This window comes from Candidatus Zixiibacteriota bacterium, from assembly GCA_040753875.1.
GTDB lineage: Bacteria > Zixibacteria > MSB-5A5 > GN15 > FEB-12 > DATKJY01.
Map to the genome: position 1 here is coordinate 32,702 of JBFMDV010000024.1, position 16,369 is coordinate 49,070.

Genomic DNA, 16,369 nt, shown 5'->3' on the forward strand with positions numbered 1-16,369 from the left:
CGTCCGTCACAGGGGATTCCTGTGTGAAGTTTTTCACAAAAAATACCGTCCGAGAACGCGGACGGCAAGGGGTATTTTTACTGCACCATAAGCATAACAGTCTTCAGTAGGTCAAAACCCCAACGATGCAATTCCGTCGGAAGGGGTTTTGACGATTGACGGCTCAGAGACGAGCGCAAAACAGGCAATTTTGTGGCCTTGAACAAGAAGGGTGTGGACATCGTAAGTCTACCTTTCTATACTGGCGGTCAGCCGTTGACCATAGAAAGGAGCCGAATGAACTACCTACACAACTGGTTCAATCTGAAGGAAAGTTACAAAGATCTTGAGTTTTGCGACGCCCTCAACAAGTACTTGGGTTTATTGAAGAGCAAGGGGCTGATCGAGGGATTTAGGTTGACTCGCAGGAAGTTCGGCTTTGGGCCGGAGGGGATCGGTGAGTTCCATGTTGTCATCGAGACGACCGACCTGGCACAACTCGATTCAGCTTTTAATCTGGTCGCCACGCGAAGCGGCGAGACCGAGGATGCACATCGCGGTGTCTGGTCGGCCGTCAAGGACCTGAAGGTTGCTCTGTACCGGGACTTCCCCGACCCACAGAGAGTGCAGTGAAGTGTTGACAGACTCGGGGAATATCGGGTCAAATAGCGAATGCTACAGGCTAATCATGCCACTGCCTTCACAGCCAACCCGATCAGGATGAGCCCTCCGATCACGCCGGCTGTCCGGCTGAATCTGAGTCCGACAATGCGGCCAAAAGCCAGTCCCACGATGGTCATGGCAGCAGCCACTACGCCGATCAACAGAGCGGGATTGAGAATCTGAACCCCGACCAGCGCCAGCGACAATCCGGCCGCCAGGGCGTCGACCGAGGTTGCCAGCATAAGCAGAATCAGGCTGGCTCCCCGAGTGGGGTCCCCTTTCCAGTGATGATCTTCGTGGTGTAATTGCTCCCCGATCAGGCGTACGCCGATCACCAGTAGTACTGCCGCAGCCAGCCAGTCTCCGAGATCCCCAACCACGAGGTTTACATACTCCCCCGCATACCAGCCAACGAGCGGCATACCAAACTGAGCAAATCCGAAATGCCAGGACAGCCGAAAAATGGTCCACCGGTCGAGCTCACCCAGCTTTATCCCCACCGCCACCGCTACCGCAAATGCATCAAAGGCCAGCGCAAAAGCCAAGGCTATAATATCGTGAAGGTGCAACGGTCCGGTGCCTTCTTAACCCATTGATCCATAAGCCAATAAAAGCTCACGGAAGTAAACGTTTGGGCTATGCTCAGGCAAGTGGCAGTTGAGGAAAAATATCACAAAGAGGAAACTGGACAAAGGAACTAAACTTTCCGAGAAATAGTTACATAGATAGTTTACAAAGAGGTAAAGATTTTGTATATTCGCGGGTAGAAAGAATGAGCGTCAAGATGAGAGAATTGGAGCTATGAGAATTTCGGCTGTCGAGGAATACGGGCTCCGGTGTTTGTTGGCTCTGGCCCGGAAAGGTCGCAAAGGTCAGCTGTCGATTTCTGAGATCGCTGAACTGGAAGGGTTGTCGGTGCCATATGCGTCGAAGCTGCTGGCGATCCTTCGCCGGGCAGGTTTGGTAGTGGCGGCGCGCGGCCGCGGGGGCGGTTTTACCATCGCCCGTGACGCCGGTGAGATCAACTTGTACGAGGTGCTTACCTCGCTGGGTGGGCCGTTCATCGATCCGCAGCATTGCCAGAAACACTCGGGCCAGCTCCATGAGTGCGTACATGCCGACAATTGCTCGGTCCACGACGTGCTCGGCGGAATCGCTGGGTACCTTCAGAGTTTTCTGTCTCAGACTACACTTGCAGACATGGTAGAGAAAGAAAAAGCTCGGGCCGGACAGCGGACGGCGCCGCACGTGGTCATAGCCCATACCGCGCTGGAAAAGGAACTGGGACAGGTCGAAGGGCCGGTCCCGCTTGAATAGATGGCATTAGTCGATCGTAAGGGACAAGACATCATGTCGAACAAGACACCGTTGTTTGAATTTCGGAATATACATGTCGAGGTCGAAGGGAAAGAGGTCGTCTCCGGCGTGTCATTGGCCATATACCCGGGCGAAATACACGCGATCATGGGGAAGAACGGTTCCGGCAAATCCTCGCTGTCGAATGCCCTGATGGGACATCCCAACTATGCCATCACCAAGGGCGAGGCGTTGTTGAACGGGCAGGATATTCTCAAGATGAGCGCCGATGAACGCTCTCGCGCCGGGCTTTTCCTGGCGTTCCAGTACCCTCTGGCGATACCAGGTGTAACCGTTGCCAATTTCATGCGCACAGCGCTGCAATCGCACCGCGGAAAGGATGCCGACATGGTCGATTTCCGCAAACTTCTCAAAGCGCACATGGACGCACTCGGCATCGATCAGACCTTCGCCACGCGCTATCTCAACGACGGGTTTTCCGGCGGTGAAAAGAAACGGATTGAGATTCTGCAGATGGCCGTGCTTAACCCGCGAGTGGCGATCCTCGATGAGACCGATTCCGGCCTGGATATCGATGCTCTGAAAACAGTGGCCGAGGGGATCAATCGGTTCCACGGTGACGGTAACGGCTTGCTCCTGGTAACGCACTACCAGCGGCTGCTCAATCATATCCGTCCCGATTATGTGCATGTGATGATGGCGGGCAAATTCGTGAAATCCGGCGGGCCGGAGCTAGCGCTCAAACTGGAGGAGATCGGCTACGAATGGGTCGAAGCCGAGCAGAAAGCAGGTGTGTAAACATGTCGGAATCTATTGAACAGCAGAAACACGATCTGGCCGGTCTCAACTCCGACTACGCCACCAAATACGGTTTTCGCGATCCGGTGGATTATTTCCACAAGGGAGCGCGAGGGCTGAATCACGAAGTGGTCGAAATGATCTCGAAGATGAAAAACGAACCGCGTTGGATGGCCGAACGCCGCCACGAGGCGCTTGATATCTATGACTCCCGGCCAATGCCGCAGTGGGCCAACACTAAATTGCTCTCCGAGATCGATTACGAGAATATCTACTACTATATGAAACCGATCGATGCCCAGAAACAGAACTGGAACGACGTACCGGAGTACATCAAGAAGACATTCGACCGACTCGGCATTCCCGAGGCGGAAAAGACATTCCTCGGCGGCGTCTCGGCGCAGTACGAGTCCGAGGTTGTGTATCACTCCATGCGCGATGACCTGAAGAAACTCGGGGTCCTTTTCTCCGATATGGATACTGGGCTTCGCGAACATCCGGAGGTCGTCGAAAAGTATTTCGGCACCGTGATACCGTCGACAGACAACAAATTCGCCGCGCTCAACACAGCGGTCTGGTCGGGCGGATCATTCATCTATGTTCCGCCGGGTATCGATGTCAAAGTGCCGCTCCAGGCGTATTTTCGCATCAACGCCGAAAACATGGGGCAGTTCGAGCGAACGCTCATCGTCGCAGACAAGGGCTCGCGGGTGCACTACATTGAGGGGTGCACAGCGCCGGTCTATTCGACCGATTCGCTCCATTCGGCCGTGGTCGAATTAATTGCCATGGAAGGGGCATATATCCGCTATACCACCATTCAGAACTGGTCACGCAACATCTTCAACCTGGTGACCAAACGGGCCACGGCGCACAAAAATGCAACGGTCGAGTGGGTCGATGGGAACCTTGGTTCTCGTCTGACCATGAAATACCCGTGTATTCAGTTGGTTGGCGAGGGGGCGCGCGGCGAAGTGCTTTCCGTGGCCTTTGCCGGAGTTGACCAGCATCAGGACGCAGGCGCCAAGATGATTCACGCGGCCCCGAATACGTCGTCGCGAATTACTTCAAAGTCGATATCCAAAGACAACGGGCGTGCGTCTTACAGGGGCCTGGTCAAAGTGCACAAGAACGCCGTCAATGTCAAGGTATCGGTTGAGTGCGACGCTCTCCTGATCGGCAAGGACGCGCGTAGCGACACCTATCCGACAATGGAGATCGACGCCGACCAGGTGCGTGTCGAACATGAGGCGCGCGTTTCGAAGGTTGCCGAAGAACAGCTATTCTATCTCACCAGCCGCGGACTCACCGAAGATGACGCCCGGCTGTTGATTGTCAATGGCTTTATGGAGCCGTTCACTAAGGAGCTGCCGCTTGAGTATGCGGTCGAACTGAACCGACTGATTCAGCTCGAGATGGAAGGCTCGGTGGGTTGACCATGAGTGCTGCGACAGATTATCGTATACCGGACATGTCCCCCGAACTGGCGCGAGGACCGGTCTGGCTGCAACGGAAACGCAGCGAAGCCAGAGAATCGTTCAATGGCTCCCCTCTCCCCCCGCGCGGGCTTCATTTGTGGCGCTACACGGATCCGAGCCGATTCCTATATGAGAAGGCCCAGATGGCGGACACGTCGTTTGGCGAAAACTATGACGCCGTCGAACGACTGGAGCTGCGACATCTGAACGACGGGCATATCGCGGCGCTGGTGACGGACCTCGGCGGCCGCACAATCACCGTTCATGGTCAGGACTATTTAAGCAAGCGCGGGATCATCGTCTTGCCGCTGTCGACTGCAGTCGAACAACACGCGGCGCTGGTCGAACCGTACCTGTACCGCCTGGTCAATGCGAACACCGGCAAGTTTGAAGCCATGAACGGCGCACTGTGGAACGACGGGATATTCATCCACGTACCCGACAACTGTTCGCTGGAGAAACCAATCCACCTGCTCCGCGAGGCAGGCCGAGAACGTTCGGCCCAGTTCCCCCGGCTGCTCGTGGTGGTCGGCCAAAGCGCCGAGTTGACGTTGATCGATGAATACGGCGGCGGTGCGACCGACCGCGCCGCGGGCGCAAGCCATTCGAATGGCGCTGTCGAGATTTTTGGCGGTACCGACAGTCGCACGCGATACGTCTCGCTGCAGCGACAGACCTCGGCCATGAACTCGTATCTGACGCACCGCGCCCGGCTGGACCGCGGCGCCACCATGCTGACGATGGCACTGGTATTCGGCGCTAATCTCTGCAAACAGAATTTCGGCGTTATACTGGATGGCCCCGGCGCTGAGAGCACCATGTACGGCCTGCTGTTCGGCTCGGACCATCAACAGTTCGACAATCACACGCTGCACCACCACGCCTCGGGTCGAACCAAATCAAATATCGATTTCAAGGTGGTACTGAGGGACAAGGCAATCTCGGCATACACGGGTCTCATTCGCATCGAACACAATGCCGAAGTGTGTGAGGCGTATCAAGAGAACCGCAATATGTTGCTCAATCCGGGGACGCGAGCGGAGTCGATCCCCGAGCTTGAGATCTTGAACGAAGAGGTCACCTGTACGCACGGTGCCACGGTCGGACCGATCGACCCGATGCAGTTGTTTTATCTGAACAGCCGCGGAATCGACAAGACCGAGGCAGTGCGGATGGTGGTGTCGGGCTTTGTCGCCTCCACCTTCCGCCTGGTGCCGGATGACCTGCGCGAGCGGATCACCGATTTTGTCGCACAGCGCCTGGAGAATCTCTGATTCATGGGGCGATTCGTGAGAGTGGCAGATGTCCAGGAGATACCGGAAGGGACAATCCGACCGTTTGAGGTTGAGTTCACGCGCTTTGTGATCGTGCATACGGCAGACGGTTTTTTCGCGATAGCGGACGAATGCAGCCATGATGGCGCGCCGTTTTCCGGCGGGAGAATTCGCGGCACGGAGATCATGTGCACGCGACACGGCGCGCGGTTCGATTTGCGGACCGGTGCGGTGACCGCCCCTCCGGCAGTTGCGCCCATTGATACTTACGACGTCAAGGTTGAAGGGAACGACGTGTTCATCTTCCTTGACTGACCGGTGAAGAACTGATTAGCATGACCGGGTACTATGAAAGCTGAAACCAATAATAAGCCGGTGGCGGCAGTGACGCAGTCGACCGGACTGGATATAGAGAAGATCAAAGCCGATTTCCCGATCCTCCGGGAGCGGATAAACGGCAATCGACTCGTGTATCTGGACAGTGCCGCCACGGCGCAGAAGCCGCAGGCAGCCATCGATGCCCACGCTGCCTATTACCGGAAACTCAACGCCAACATACATCGCGGCCTGCATACCCTGGCGGAACAGGCAACGGCAGCGTTCGAGTTGACCCGTGCACATGTGGCTCGATTCATTGGCGGGGTTCAGACCGAAGAAGTGATCATGACCAAGGGAGCGACCGAGTCCATCAATCTCGTGGCGTACACATGGGGTGAGAAGTACATCGGCGAGGGGGATGAAATAATCATCACCGAGATGGAGCATCACGCGAATTTCGTTCCGTGGATCATGCTGGCCGAGCGGAAGAAAGCTATCATCAAGCGGCTTCCGATCACGGTGTGTGGACATCTGGATTTGAGCGATTTCGAGAAACTGCTGACCCCGCGCACCAAGTTGCTTGCTCTCTGCCACGCCTCCAACGTGCTCGGGACGATCAATCCCATCAAAGACCTGGCGGCCAAAGCGCACCAACACGGCGTGACGGTATTGGCCGATGGCGCGCAGGCAGCGCCGCATATGCCGGTTGACGTGAAGGACCTCGGCGTTGATTTCTACGTATTCTCTGCGCATAAGATGCTCGGTCCAACGGGCGTCGGCGTCCTGTACGGCCGACGCGAACTGCTTGAAACGATGCCGCCGTTTAATTTCGGCGGCGAAATGATCCGCGAGGTCAGTTTCGAACGAGTAACGTTCAACGATCTCCCCTGGCGATTCGAAGCCGGCACACCGAATATCGGCGGTGTCGTAGCCTTCGATGCCGCGCTGTCCTACCTTGAGGAGATTGGTATGGACCGGATCCGCTGGCACGAGATGAGCCTGGCCAAGTATGCCATCGAACGACTGCTTGAGATACCCGGAATTGAGATCCAGGGCCCTCGGGAGATCGAGAATCGCGGGGGCGCGATATCGTTTTCGGACCCGAATATCCACCCGCATGATATCAGCACGTTTCTGGATTCCCGCGGGATCGCCATCCGGGCAGGACATCATTGCGCCCAGCCGTTGATGCGGGCTCTCGGAAAAGTTGCCACAGCCCGTGCCTCGTTGTATATATATAATGATGAAGCGGATATCGATGTGCTGTGCGAAGCCTTGCGAGCCATGAGAAAGTACTTCGGCGTATGAGCCATTCCCTCGACGACATGTATCGTGAGATCATTCTGGACCATTTCCGCTCCCCACGCGGCAAAAAGCCGGTCGACCATGCGGATATCAGTTCCAATGGCTTGAATCCGACGTGTGGCGACGAGATCTCCATGCAGGTGGAAATGAACGACGGGGTTCTCAAGGACATTCAGGTCAATTGCAGGGGTTGCGCCATTTCCGTCGCTTCGGGCTCGATGCTGGCGGAAGTGGTCAAGGGGCGCTCGTTTGATGAGGTGAAGACTATCGCCGAGGCCGTCAAGAAAATGCTCAAAGGCGAAGAGGTTGAGTTGCCACGGGACCTGGGTGATATCGATGCTCTCAAAGGGGTGCGCAACTTCCCGGTCCGCGTCAAATGTGCCCTTCTGGCCTGGGTCACGCTGGTGGAGGGACTGAAGAATTACGAGGCCGGCAAGCCGGAGATTACTACTTCCATCAGCACTGATGACGCCGAATAGAAGGTCGGCCGCCATGCCGGTTCCCACTAAAGTACAGATCATCGAGGTTCTCAAGCCGATTCACGACCCGGAGATCCGGATCGGCATTATTGACCTTGGACTCGTGTATGATGTTGATGTCGCAGATGATGGAGTCGTGAGAGTGAAGATGACACTCACCACGCCGGCCTGTCCGTACGGCGAAATGCTCTTGTCAATGGTTCATCGCGAGGTCGAGCAGCTCGACGGCGTCACCAAGGTCGAAGTCCTTCTGGTCTGGGACCCACCGTGGGACCCAAAAGAGATGTGTTCGGATTTCGCCAAAGACATGCTGGGAATTTGGTAAGTTTGCCGCACTAACCGTATTGCCGGTTCAGTACGCGGGCAGCGCGATAATCACATCTGGTGTTTTTCTTTTTCAGTATCCAAACGAATACTTGCGCAACCTGCCGCCAGGTCATTCGTTATAGGGAAGTACAATTCTTGACATTACTGGATCGGGCATGGAAGAAGAAAAAGCAAAACCTGATTTATCGTCTTTACGCATAGACCGGAGCAAACGGTACGATGACGACCGTCCGAGGAGCAAATGGTGGCGCTACCTGGCGGTGGCGGCGGCTATCGTCATAATCGTGGTTTCGTTCATTGTATTCCGCGAGCGCGTGACTCCTTCATTAAAAGTAAAGACTGCGGTAGTGAGTCTTGTGTCCGGCTCGGAGGCCGCGGCGTCACTGGTCGCAACGGGATACGTGGTGGCACAACGCAAAGCTGAAGTGGCATCAAAGGGAACCGGACGGCTGGCCTTTTTGGGCTTTGAAGAGGGGGACACTGTGTCTGCCGGTCAGGTGATCGCAAGTCTGGACAACGCCGACATCAAAGCGGCTCTGGAACAGGCGAAGGCTGCCCTGGGACAGGCCGAGGTTGACACGCTGAACGCCGGGCGAAATTATCGCCGGCAGGCGGACCTGCTCAAATCAGGCGCGGTCACAGACGCGCTCATGGAAGACGCCGAGGCCCGCTATAAGAGCTCTCTTGCCGCTTTCACCGGAGCCCGCGCAGCGGTCAGGGCGGCTGAAGTAAATCTCGAAAACACCTACATCCGAGCACCGTTCAGTGGTACCGTGTTGACAAAGAATGCGGAGGTAGGTGAGATCGTGGCACCTTTTGCGTCGTCATCATCCTCGAAGGGATCCGTGGTAACTCTCGCAGATATGACGTCATTGGAAGTCGAGGCCGACGTCGCCGAGGCCAATATCAACCGTGTGCAGGTTGGCCAGCCAGCCGAGATCGTCCTCGATGCCTATCCCACGGTCCGCTATCCCGCCCAAGTCAAGAAGATTGTGCCGACAGCCGACCGCTCGCGCGCAACCGTGCTCACCAAAGTCGCTTTCACTCAGATCGACAACAAAGTGATTCCGGAAATGTCTGCCATGGTTAACTTTTTCGTCGGTGGCGAGGCGTCCGCGGCGCAAGCTCCGACGATGCTGTCGGTACTGCGCGACGCTATTACGACCCGCGATGGCCAGTCGGTGACGTTCCGTGTTGATGAGGACCATGTCGCCATGGTGCCGGTGAAGACTGGCCGCGAGTTCGGTAAGACAGTTGAGATCCTCGAAGGATTGACGCAAGGAGACATGGTGGTCCTTTCGCCTCCCGGCAAGATGGCGACCGGACAGAAAGTGGACATAACCAAATAGACGGATAAAATGCAGTATGGCACAAACTCTTGTTCGCGTACAGTCGGTTTTCAAATCCTATTGGCGAGACAGCCTGGAGATTCCCGTGTTGCGGAATATTTCGTGCGAGATCCCCGAAGGGGAGTTCCTGGCGTTGATGGGACCATCCGGTTCTGGGAAAACCACACTGTTGAATCTGATAGCGGGGATCGACCGGGTGTCGAAAGGAAGTATTCAGGTTGCGGGGAATGATCTTTCGTCGCTTGACGACGCCCAGATGGCGCGGTGGCGTCACCGCAATATCGGGTTTGTCTTTCAGTTCTATAATCTCATTCCGGTTCTGAACGCATATGAGAATGTCGAACTGCCGCTCTTGCTGACCAGACTGAGCAAGAGCGAACGGAAGAAGCAGGTCGAGGCCGCATTGAACATAGTCGGTCTCGGAGACCGCATGAAGCATTATCCGAACCAGCTTTCGGGCGGCCAGGAACAGCGAGTTGCCATCGCCCGTGCCCTGGTGACCGATCCCAATCTCATTTTGGCCGATGAACCAACGGGCGATCTCGACAAACAATCGGCCGAGGATATCATGTCCTTGCTGAGCCAACTCAACAGTCAATACAACAAGACCATCGTGATGGTCACCCACGATCCCCGGGCAGCAGAGAAAGCGCATCTCATTCGCCGTCTCGATAAAGGCGAATTGGTTAACGGAGACGGCAGCCGGTGAAGTTTCTCAAACTGACATTCAGAAATGCCGGGCGTCATACCCTTCGCACGGTTCTGACGGTCTTCGGCATGGCCATCGCGGTGATGGCGTTTGCCGTCATTCGCACCGCTATCGAGGCGTGGTACAGCCAGGCCGAGGCATCATCACCCAACCGCCTGGTGACCATGAACAACGTGTCTATTGTTTTCACGTTACCGCTTGCCTACCAGTCGAAGATCGAGGCGGTACCGGGGGTCAACACCGTGGCGCACGCTCAATGGTTCGGCGGGGTTTATATTGATGCCAAAAACTTCTTTCCGAAATTCGCCATTGAAGCCGAGCCATATCTGAAGATGTATCCGGAATGGGTGGTGCCGGAGGACCAAAAGGAAGCGTTTCTTAAGGAACGAAACGCTGCGATGATTGGACGCAAGCTGGCCGACCGGTTCGGCTGGAAAGTCGGCGATGCAGTACGTATCGTCGGGGACATTTTCCCCGGCGACTGGGATTTCGTTATCCGTGCCATATATACCGGCGCCAAGGAAAACACCGATGAGAACTCCTGGATGTTCCATTACGAATATCTCGATGAACGGATGCGCCGGGAGACGCCGGCACGCGCCGGAGAGGTTGCCTGGTTCGTCGTGCAGATCGACGATCCCACCAGGGCAACGGCATTATCGGAACAAATTGACGCCTTATTCAAGAACTCACCCGCTGAAACCAAGACACAAACCGAGGAAGCTTTTGCACTCAGTTTCGTGGCCATGTCCGGCTCCATCATTGCCGGCATGCAGATTATCTCTGTCATGGTTATCGGCATTATCCTGTTGGTGCTGGCAAACACGATGGCCATGACCGCACGTGAACGTATCAGCGAATATGCCGTGCTCAAAACCCTTGGATTCAGTCCAAAGCACATTGTGGGCCTCATCTTCGGGGAGTCGCTCGTCATCGCCGTCCTGGGCGGTGCCCTGGGCATTGCGCTCACCTTTCCCATCGTTGGCTTGATGAAACTCGCGCTCTCCGCCTACTTCGGAGCGTTTCCACTCCCTGCGTTGACGTTCATACTGGCAGGCGGATCGGCAGTTGTGGTCGGTCTGCTGGCCGCCATATTCCCAGCCTCCAAGGCGCTGCGAACGACAATTGTCGACGGCCTGCGAGTGATTGATTGAGGAAACAAGTATGCCCAAGCTTCTGAGTTACTCCTACAAGAACAGCTTCGCACGGAAACTGACATCGATTCTGACTTTGTCCGGCATCGGCCTGGTGGTCTTTGTCTTCAGCGCCGTATTGATGCTGTCGAACGGTCTCGAGAAGACACTGGTAGCCACCGGGTCGGACAGCAACGTGATAGTCGTCCGCAAGGCCGCCAACACGGAGCTTGTATCACTTGTCAGCCGAGCACAGGCGGATGTCGTCAAGACCGACGCGGGTGTCGCGCGTGCGGCGGATGGAACGCCACTGTTTGCCAACGAGATCCTCGTACTCATCAGCCAGCCAAAACGCTCGAACAATGAGATTTCAAACGTCCCTGTCCGTGGTGTGGGCGAGGGCTCATTCAAGATTCGGCCGGCAGTGAAACTGGTCGAGGGCCGCATGTACCGCCCCGGCACCTCGGAGATCATCGCCGGAAAGAAAGTCGCCGAGACGTTCCAGGGTTGCGGTCTGGGTGAGACGGTGCGCTTTGGCTCGCGCGACTGGACGATCGTCGGCCTCTTCGAGGCAGGCGGATCCGGATTTGAATCGGAACTGTGGGGTGATATCGACCAGTTCCTGGCGGCGTTCGAGCGTCCGGTATTCTCCTCGCTGACATTTGCTATCGATCCCGGTCACTCGCTGTCGGAGATCGAGAACCGGCTGGAGAATGATTCACGCCTGACGGTCGACGTGATGTCGGAGAAGGAATACTATCGCCTGCAATCGGCCACTTTCGCCACCTTCATCAATATCCTCGGGGTCGCTATCTCCGTGATATTCTCGCTCGGCGCGATTGTCGGCGCCATGATCACCATGTACGCGGGCGTGGCCAACCGCACGATAGAGATCGGAACGTTGCGCGCGTTGGGGTTCTCGCGCAACTCCATCCTGGGAGCGTTTCTATTTGAATCACTCTTCATTGCCGTCGTTGGCGGATTGGTCGGTATTTCGCTCGCATTCCTTCTACAATTGGTCGAGGTTTCCACGACCAATTTTGATACGTTCGCCGAGCTCGCATTCTCATTCCGCATGTCCCCAAGGATCGCCCTGTCATCGATGATATTCTCAGTGATCATGGGGCTACTCGGTGGTTTCCTGCCGGCTGTGCGGGCATCACGACTGCGCATTGTTCAGGCACTGAAGACGCGGTAAGGTCAGAGTAACATCTGACGTTTGCGTCCGGCTACGGCTGCAACTGCTAACGTCACCGTTATGAGCGCGAACGCCAGCGAGATGGTTGGGGCCACTGTTGGTGTCGCACCCATGAAGTCCAGAAACGGTACCTGGTTCATGGGGCCGATGTACCAGAGTACTACGTAGAGCGCTTCGAACAACAGGGCCCGCCCGGTACAGACACCCGCGGCCAGCGCCAGGGTGGGAACAAACAGCACCCCCACGCCCCACGCAAAGACACTGGTCAACTCCCCGGCGACAATAAAGCGAATGGCCATTCCGCAGCCGGCTGCTGCCGCCACGAGTGCCCCCGTCACCCACATGGCGGGCAATTGACACCCAAGAGACTCTGGCGCGGAGAAAATGAGCTGTTCCGTCCGGTGCTTGGTCTCTCGGGTACCCAGGCAGGACCAGATGGCTACCGGCCAGATCCATGCGAGTGGATAGAAATACTGCCGCGCTACGGAGATTGGCGTCACCAATGTCAGGATGATCAGGCCGGCCATCACCAGATACCACCACCGATCGACTCCTTTGAGAGCGAGCCGGACTTCAGCGCGGAGAAGCGACAGGAATTTCGGCCGGCACGCAATGAATAATGGAGTCAGGTTGACATGCGCATTGACCGAGGGGATTGCGACAGGTTCTTCAGATTCTCTCTCATCTCTTTTCACGCGGCCGCGTGGAGAGACCGTCAAGGACTCGAATCGCCGGAAGATGGGCGTGGCACACACCACGATGACCATCGCCAATACAACCCACACCAGTCGCTCGAGAATTATTCCACTCGTCCAGTCCATCCCATTCCAGACAAACGTGCGAGTCGACTCCCCCCGCGTATTGTCGAGTATCTGTACCCCCAGCGACATGTTCGTAAAGGTCTCCCCGGTTGCATCGGTGGCCTTGCGTATCATGTCGGCAAACAAGCGAGTAATGCCGGGCGGATCATTCATGGGCACCAACGAAACGTTCGGATTCCCCGAGGGCAACAGTGCCAGGACCAGTATGAAATTCCACAGGAAGAAATATGCCACATTGCCCGCGGCGCCCCGGAGCCCGGGCGTCACTTCAAACAACACGGCGATCGACGAAACGACCAGCAGGTAAGGCAGCGCCATGATAAGTGAGGGCGCCACGAGATGCCAGATGTTTAGATGAACATCTTCGGCGCGAATGAGCTGTGTTACCAATGTGCTGACCAGTAATGCGCATACGACAGAACACAGGACTGAGAAATTGCTGAGCATTTTCCCGCACAAGTATTGGAAACCAGTCATGCGGGTCGACGCCAGCACTTGAGCCACTCTGGTGTCGCGATCGCGCGCGACGGCATTGCGCACGAGATAGAACCCGATAAGCGAAAGGAAGGTCGAACTCATGAGCGAGAAGACGGCGCCAATCCAGGCCGAATTGTACACGCCACGCAGATTGCCGAGCGCCACTGTCACATAGCCGGAGTTGGATGCCGGTGCAAACAAGTATCCGACGTACAGGCTGAGCACGAGCACGATGAGAAAGCCCGGTCGACGAACCCGTTCGAGAAAGTCGGCCCGTGCGATATGAAAAAGCACCGGCAGCGTACTCATGCGCCGGCCCGCGCGCGATCGTGAGCGACATACCACAAGTAGATATCTTCGAGTGTCGGTGTCGCCTGTTGCGCTCCGTCGCCAGGATCTTTGTCGGCCACCAGTCGGATGCGCAGAGAATCCCCGCGACGGACGACTGCCGTCACCAGGAACTGTTTTCGAAGCGCCGGGAGGTCTCCTGCATGTGTGGTCATCTCCCACAGATTGCCGTCCACCGTGGCCAGAAGCTGATCGACCGGAGCGCAGACAAGCAGCTTCCCTTGATTGATGAGAGCGATGTTGCCAGCTATCGATTCAACATCAGAGACGATATGAGTGGAGAGAATGATAATCCGCTCGCCGGACAGATCACTCAGCAGATTCCGAAAACGGACCCGTTCTTCGGGGTCGAGTCCGGCGGTGGGCTCATCGACGATGAGAAGCTTTGGATCGTTCAGAAGCGCCGACGCAATCCCTACACGCTGACGCATCCCTCCGGAGAAACCGCCAAGCGCCCGCTTTCTCACATCCTGGAGATTGACCAGAGTGAGCAGCTCGTCAATTCGACGCCTGGCCACAATCCCATGCAGTCCTTTGGTCGCCGCAAGGTACTCCAGGAACTCTTGTGCAGTCAGGTTGGGATAGACACCGAAATCCTGCGGCAGGTACCCCAGTACCTGTCGAAGCTGATCCGGTTCAGTGATCGTGTTGATACCATTCCAAACGACCGTGCCTTCGGTTGGCTTGGTAACGGTGGCCAGAATTCGCATGAGCGTAGACTTGCCCGCGCCGTTCGGGCCCAGCAGGCCAAGCACGCCCGGACGAACGGTAAGACTGAATTCGCACAGTCCCCAGACGTTCCCTCGGTAGCGCTTACTCAGTTGTTTGATCTCAAGCACGAGGCACCTGGCCCCCTTTCACGGATTGGAAATCTATGGTATGATAATCTACGACAGAGGCAGGAGGTTTGTTGCCGTTTGGTGTCGAGGTTCGCTTCTAAAATGGAGCGGGTATAACCAGAATCTTTTCCGATCGCAACTGTGGTCGTAGTCAGTTGGGCCAGTGCGCGTTCACCAGATTCAGACCATCAGCTGAGATCTCGCAACCAGTGATGTCGCTTTCGCCAATCACCTGGTCAGTCTCATCCAGGAACTGGATATGGAGATCATAGGTACCGGTAGGAACCACAAAGTCAGCCACATAGACTCTTCCGGGGAGAAACTGCGCCGAGCGAAGGTCGGCGTTTTCGGATAGCTCAGTGCCAACATCGATGGCCGCTTTCTTGAGCCAACCGCCGAGACCACCGGTATCCGCCTTCTTCTTCATCTTATGTGTCGTCAGCCCCTTGGCCAGGCACCGGGCAATTGTCTTGAAATAGATGAGTGATTTCTTCGCTTCAAATGTCTCCTGCGCCACCAGGTTCATATCCTCAAGCAGCTGGAGATCCCCAAGAACAGCGTTACCGGAGAACACTCGGACCCGAGTCACTTGCGACGGTCGCACCTTCAGTTGCGGTATCGAGAACTTGAAGTAATAGTCTTCGGACACCTCGACAGGTAAATGACCGTATTCGACGTCGGCGGAATCCGGTCCATCATACATGATTTGCACGAGGTCGAGATCCTTATCGGTCCGAAGTCGCAAATTGAGTGCTCCCTTGACGGGACTGAGCCCGGTCAATGCCACAATGCTGAGAAGGGCTCCGCTGTCCGAACTGTATCGCACGTCCGGAGGCGCGAACGGATAGATATGTGGCTGCGTCCGGAAGGCGTCGAGCAGCGCCTCTCGGTCGATTCGGGCGTCATCCAGCTTGCCGTCGGCGGCATACAGATGCATGCTCAGGTACCGCGCAAAGGCATCGTTATTGAATCGGACTTCCTTGATCTCATAGGCGATGCGAGCCGACACGGTATCGGTAGTATCGCCGCGTTGATATTTGGCAGCAGCATCCGCATATTTCTGTTCAAGAAGCTGGAGTTTCTCGTTCGCGCGGCGAACTTCGACAAAGGCATCATCGAACTGATCCTTTGACAGGTAGTTGAGCGCTTTGATGAGGTTGGCATAGAGGATCTCGTAGTCTTCGCCGGCGTATTCCAGGACGTTATCGTTGAGCAATAACGATGCCGCTGCCCGCGATACGCTTTTGGTGAACAACTCATCCGCAGCCAACTCCGCCTGATGCAGGCGTTCGGTGCTTGAGTCATATTGACTGGCGTAATGGTACAAGAGACCGGCGTCCAGGTAGTACAGGAGCCGGTCCTTGTCACCAAACATGCCGTTTTGCCTGGCGGTCTCAATCTGCGCCACGGCTGCGCCGTATTTGTGGACGCGCAGTTCGGCTGCGATTGGCTCGTAGAACTTGGTCTTGGTCGCCAGCGACGAGCAGCCCAACAGAACAAGAAGTCCCGCCGAGACAATGAACCCTATCGTGCGCCAAGCCCGAAACATATGCACAG

17 protein-coding genes are annotated in these 16,369 nt (G+C 56.2%); 13 read left to right on the plus strand and 4 right to left on the minus strand.

Going from position 1 to position 16,369, the window contains the following annotated elements:
* The first annotated feature begins 276 nt into the window (after positions 1-276).
* Entirely contained in the window at positions 277-612 is a 336-nt protein-coding gene (locus AB1644_08565; protein MEW6051094.1) for a DUF6614 family protein, read from the plus strand.
* A gap of 53 nt (positions 613-665) precedes the next feature.
* On the opposite strand, the gene AB1644_08570 is transcribed toward AB1644_08565, so the two are convergent.
* Positions 666-1,187, minus strand: coding sequence for a manganese efflux pump (locus tag AB1644_08570; protein ID MEW6051095.1), 522 nt, complete (start codon positions 1,185-1,187; stop codon positions 666-668).
* A gap of 256 nt (positions 1,188-1,443) precedes the next feature.
* Here AB1644_08570 and AB1644_08575 point away from each other — a divergent pair, with 256 nt between their 5' ends.
* The 12 genes from AB1644_08575 to AB1644_08630 all read left to right on the plus strand — a co-directional run bounded on the left by AB1644_08575 (position 1,444) and on the right by AB1644_08630 (position 12,327).
* Positions 1,444-1,959, plus strand: coding sequence for an Rrf2 family transcriptional regulator (locus tag AB1644_08575; GenBank protein MEW6051096.1), 516 nt, complete (start codon positions 1,444-1,446; stop codon positions 1,957-1,959).
* 33 nt (positions 1,960-1,992) lie between these two features.
* The gene (gene sufC / locus AB1644_08580) at positions 1,993-2,757 is read left to right on the plus strand and encodes a Fe-S cluster assembly ATPase SufC (protein MEW6051097.1); all 765 of its coding nucleotides are present in this window, start codon (positions 1,993-1,995) and stop codon (positions 2,755-2,757) included.
* A gap of 2 nt (positions 2,758-2,759) precedes the next feature.
* Positions 2,760-4,193 (plus strand): Fe-S cluster assembly protein SufB, encoded by a 1,434-nt coding sequence (gene sufB, locus AB1644_08585; GenBank protein ID MEW6051098.1) that lies wholly within the window; start codon positions 2,760-2,762, stop codon positions 4,191-4,193.
* Positions 4,194-4,195: 2 nt separating this feature from the next.
* Complete coding sequence (locus AB1644_08590) at positions 4,196-5,509, plus strand: SufD family Fe-S cluster assembly protein (protein MEW6051099.1); 1,314 nt, start codon at positions 4,196-4,198, stop codon at positions 5,507-5,509.
* 3 nt (positions 5,510-5,512) lie between these two features.
* Complete coding sequence (locus tag AB1644_08595) at positions 5,513-5,824, plus strand: non-heme iron oxygenase ferredoxin subunit (protein ID MEW6051100.1); 312 nt, start codon at positions 5,513-5,515, stop codon at positions 5,822-5,824.
* Between the two features lie 33 nt (positions 5,825-5,857).
* Positions 5,858-7,135 carry a cysteine desulfurase gene (locus AB1644_08600; protein MEW6051101.1) on the plus strand — a complete coding sequence of 426 codons (1,278 nt, stop codon included), beginning with the start codon at positions 5,858-5,860 and terminating at the stop codon, positions 7,133-7,135.
* Positions 7,132-7,611, plus strand: coding sequence for a Fe-S cluster assembly sulfur transfer protein SufU (gene sufU, locus AB1644_08605; protein MEW6051102.1), 480 nt, complete (start codon positions 7,132-7,134; stop codon positions 7,609-7,611). Before AB1644_08600 ends, sufU begins: the two co-directional genes overlap by 4 nt.
* A gap of 13 nt (positions 7,612-7,624) precedes the next feature.
* Positions 7,625-7,936, plus strand: coding sequence for an iron-sulfur cluster assembly protein (locus tag AB1644_08610; protein MEW6051103.1), 312 nt, complete (start codon positions 7,625-7,627; stop codon positions 7,934-7,936).
* 157 nt (positions 7,937-8,093) lie between these two features.
* On the plus strand, positions 8,094-9,287 hold the full coding sequence (locus tag AB1644_08615) for an efflux RND transporter periplasmic adaptor subunit (GenBank protein ID MEW6051104.1): 1,194 nt from the start codon (positions 8,094-8,096) through the stop codon (positions 9,285-9,287).
* 16 nt (positions 9,288-9,303) lie between these two features.
* Positions 9,304-9,996, plus strand: coding sequence for an ABC transporter ATP-binding protein (locus AB1644_08620; GenBank protein MEW6051105.1), 693 nt, complete (start codon positions 9,304-9,306; stop codon positions 9,994-9,996).
* Complete coding sequence (locus AB1644_08625) at positions 9,993-11,150, plus strand: FtsX-like permease family protein (protein ID MEW6051106.1); 1,158 nt, start codon at positions 9,993-9,995, stop codon at positions 11,148-11,150. The genes AB1644_08620 and AB1644_08625 overlap by 4 nt, the downstream gene beginning before the upstream one ends.
* Before the next feature lie 10 nt (positions 11,151-11,160).
* Positions 11,161-12,327: an ABC transporter permease gene (locus AB1644_08630; GenBank protein MEW6051107.1), complete on the plus strand. Its 1,167-nt coding sequence runs from the start codon at positions 11,161-11,163 to the stop codon at positions 12,325-12,327.
* 2 nt (positions 12,328-12,329) lie between these two features.
* On the opposite strand, the gene AB1644_08635 is transcribed toward AB1644_08630, so the two are convergent.
* The 3 genes from AB1644_08635 to AB1644_08645 form a co-directional block, all read right to left on the minus strand.
* The gene (locus AB1644_08635) at positions 12,330-13,934 is read right to left on the minus strand and encodes a hypothetical protein (GenBank protein MEW6051108.1); all 1,605 of its coding nucleotides are present in this window, start codon (positions 13,932-13,934) and stop codon (positions 12,330-12,332) included.
* Positions 13,931-14,812, minus strand: coding sequence for an ABC transporter ATP-binding protein (locus AB1644_08640; GenBank protein ID MEW6051109.1), 882 nt, complete (start codon positions 14,810-14,812; stop codon positions 13,931-13,933). Before AB1644_08640 ends, AB1644_08635 begins: the two co-directional genes overlap by 4 nt.
* A 151-nt stretch (positions 14,813-14,963) precedes the next feature.
* On the minus strand, positions 14,964-16,367 hold the full coding sequence (locus AB1644_08645) for a hypothetical protein (GenBank protein ID MEW6051110.1): 1,404 nt from the start codon (positions 16,365-16,367) through the stop codon (positions 14,964-14,966).
* Between the last annotated feature and the right edge of the window lie 2 nt (positions 16,368-16,369).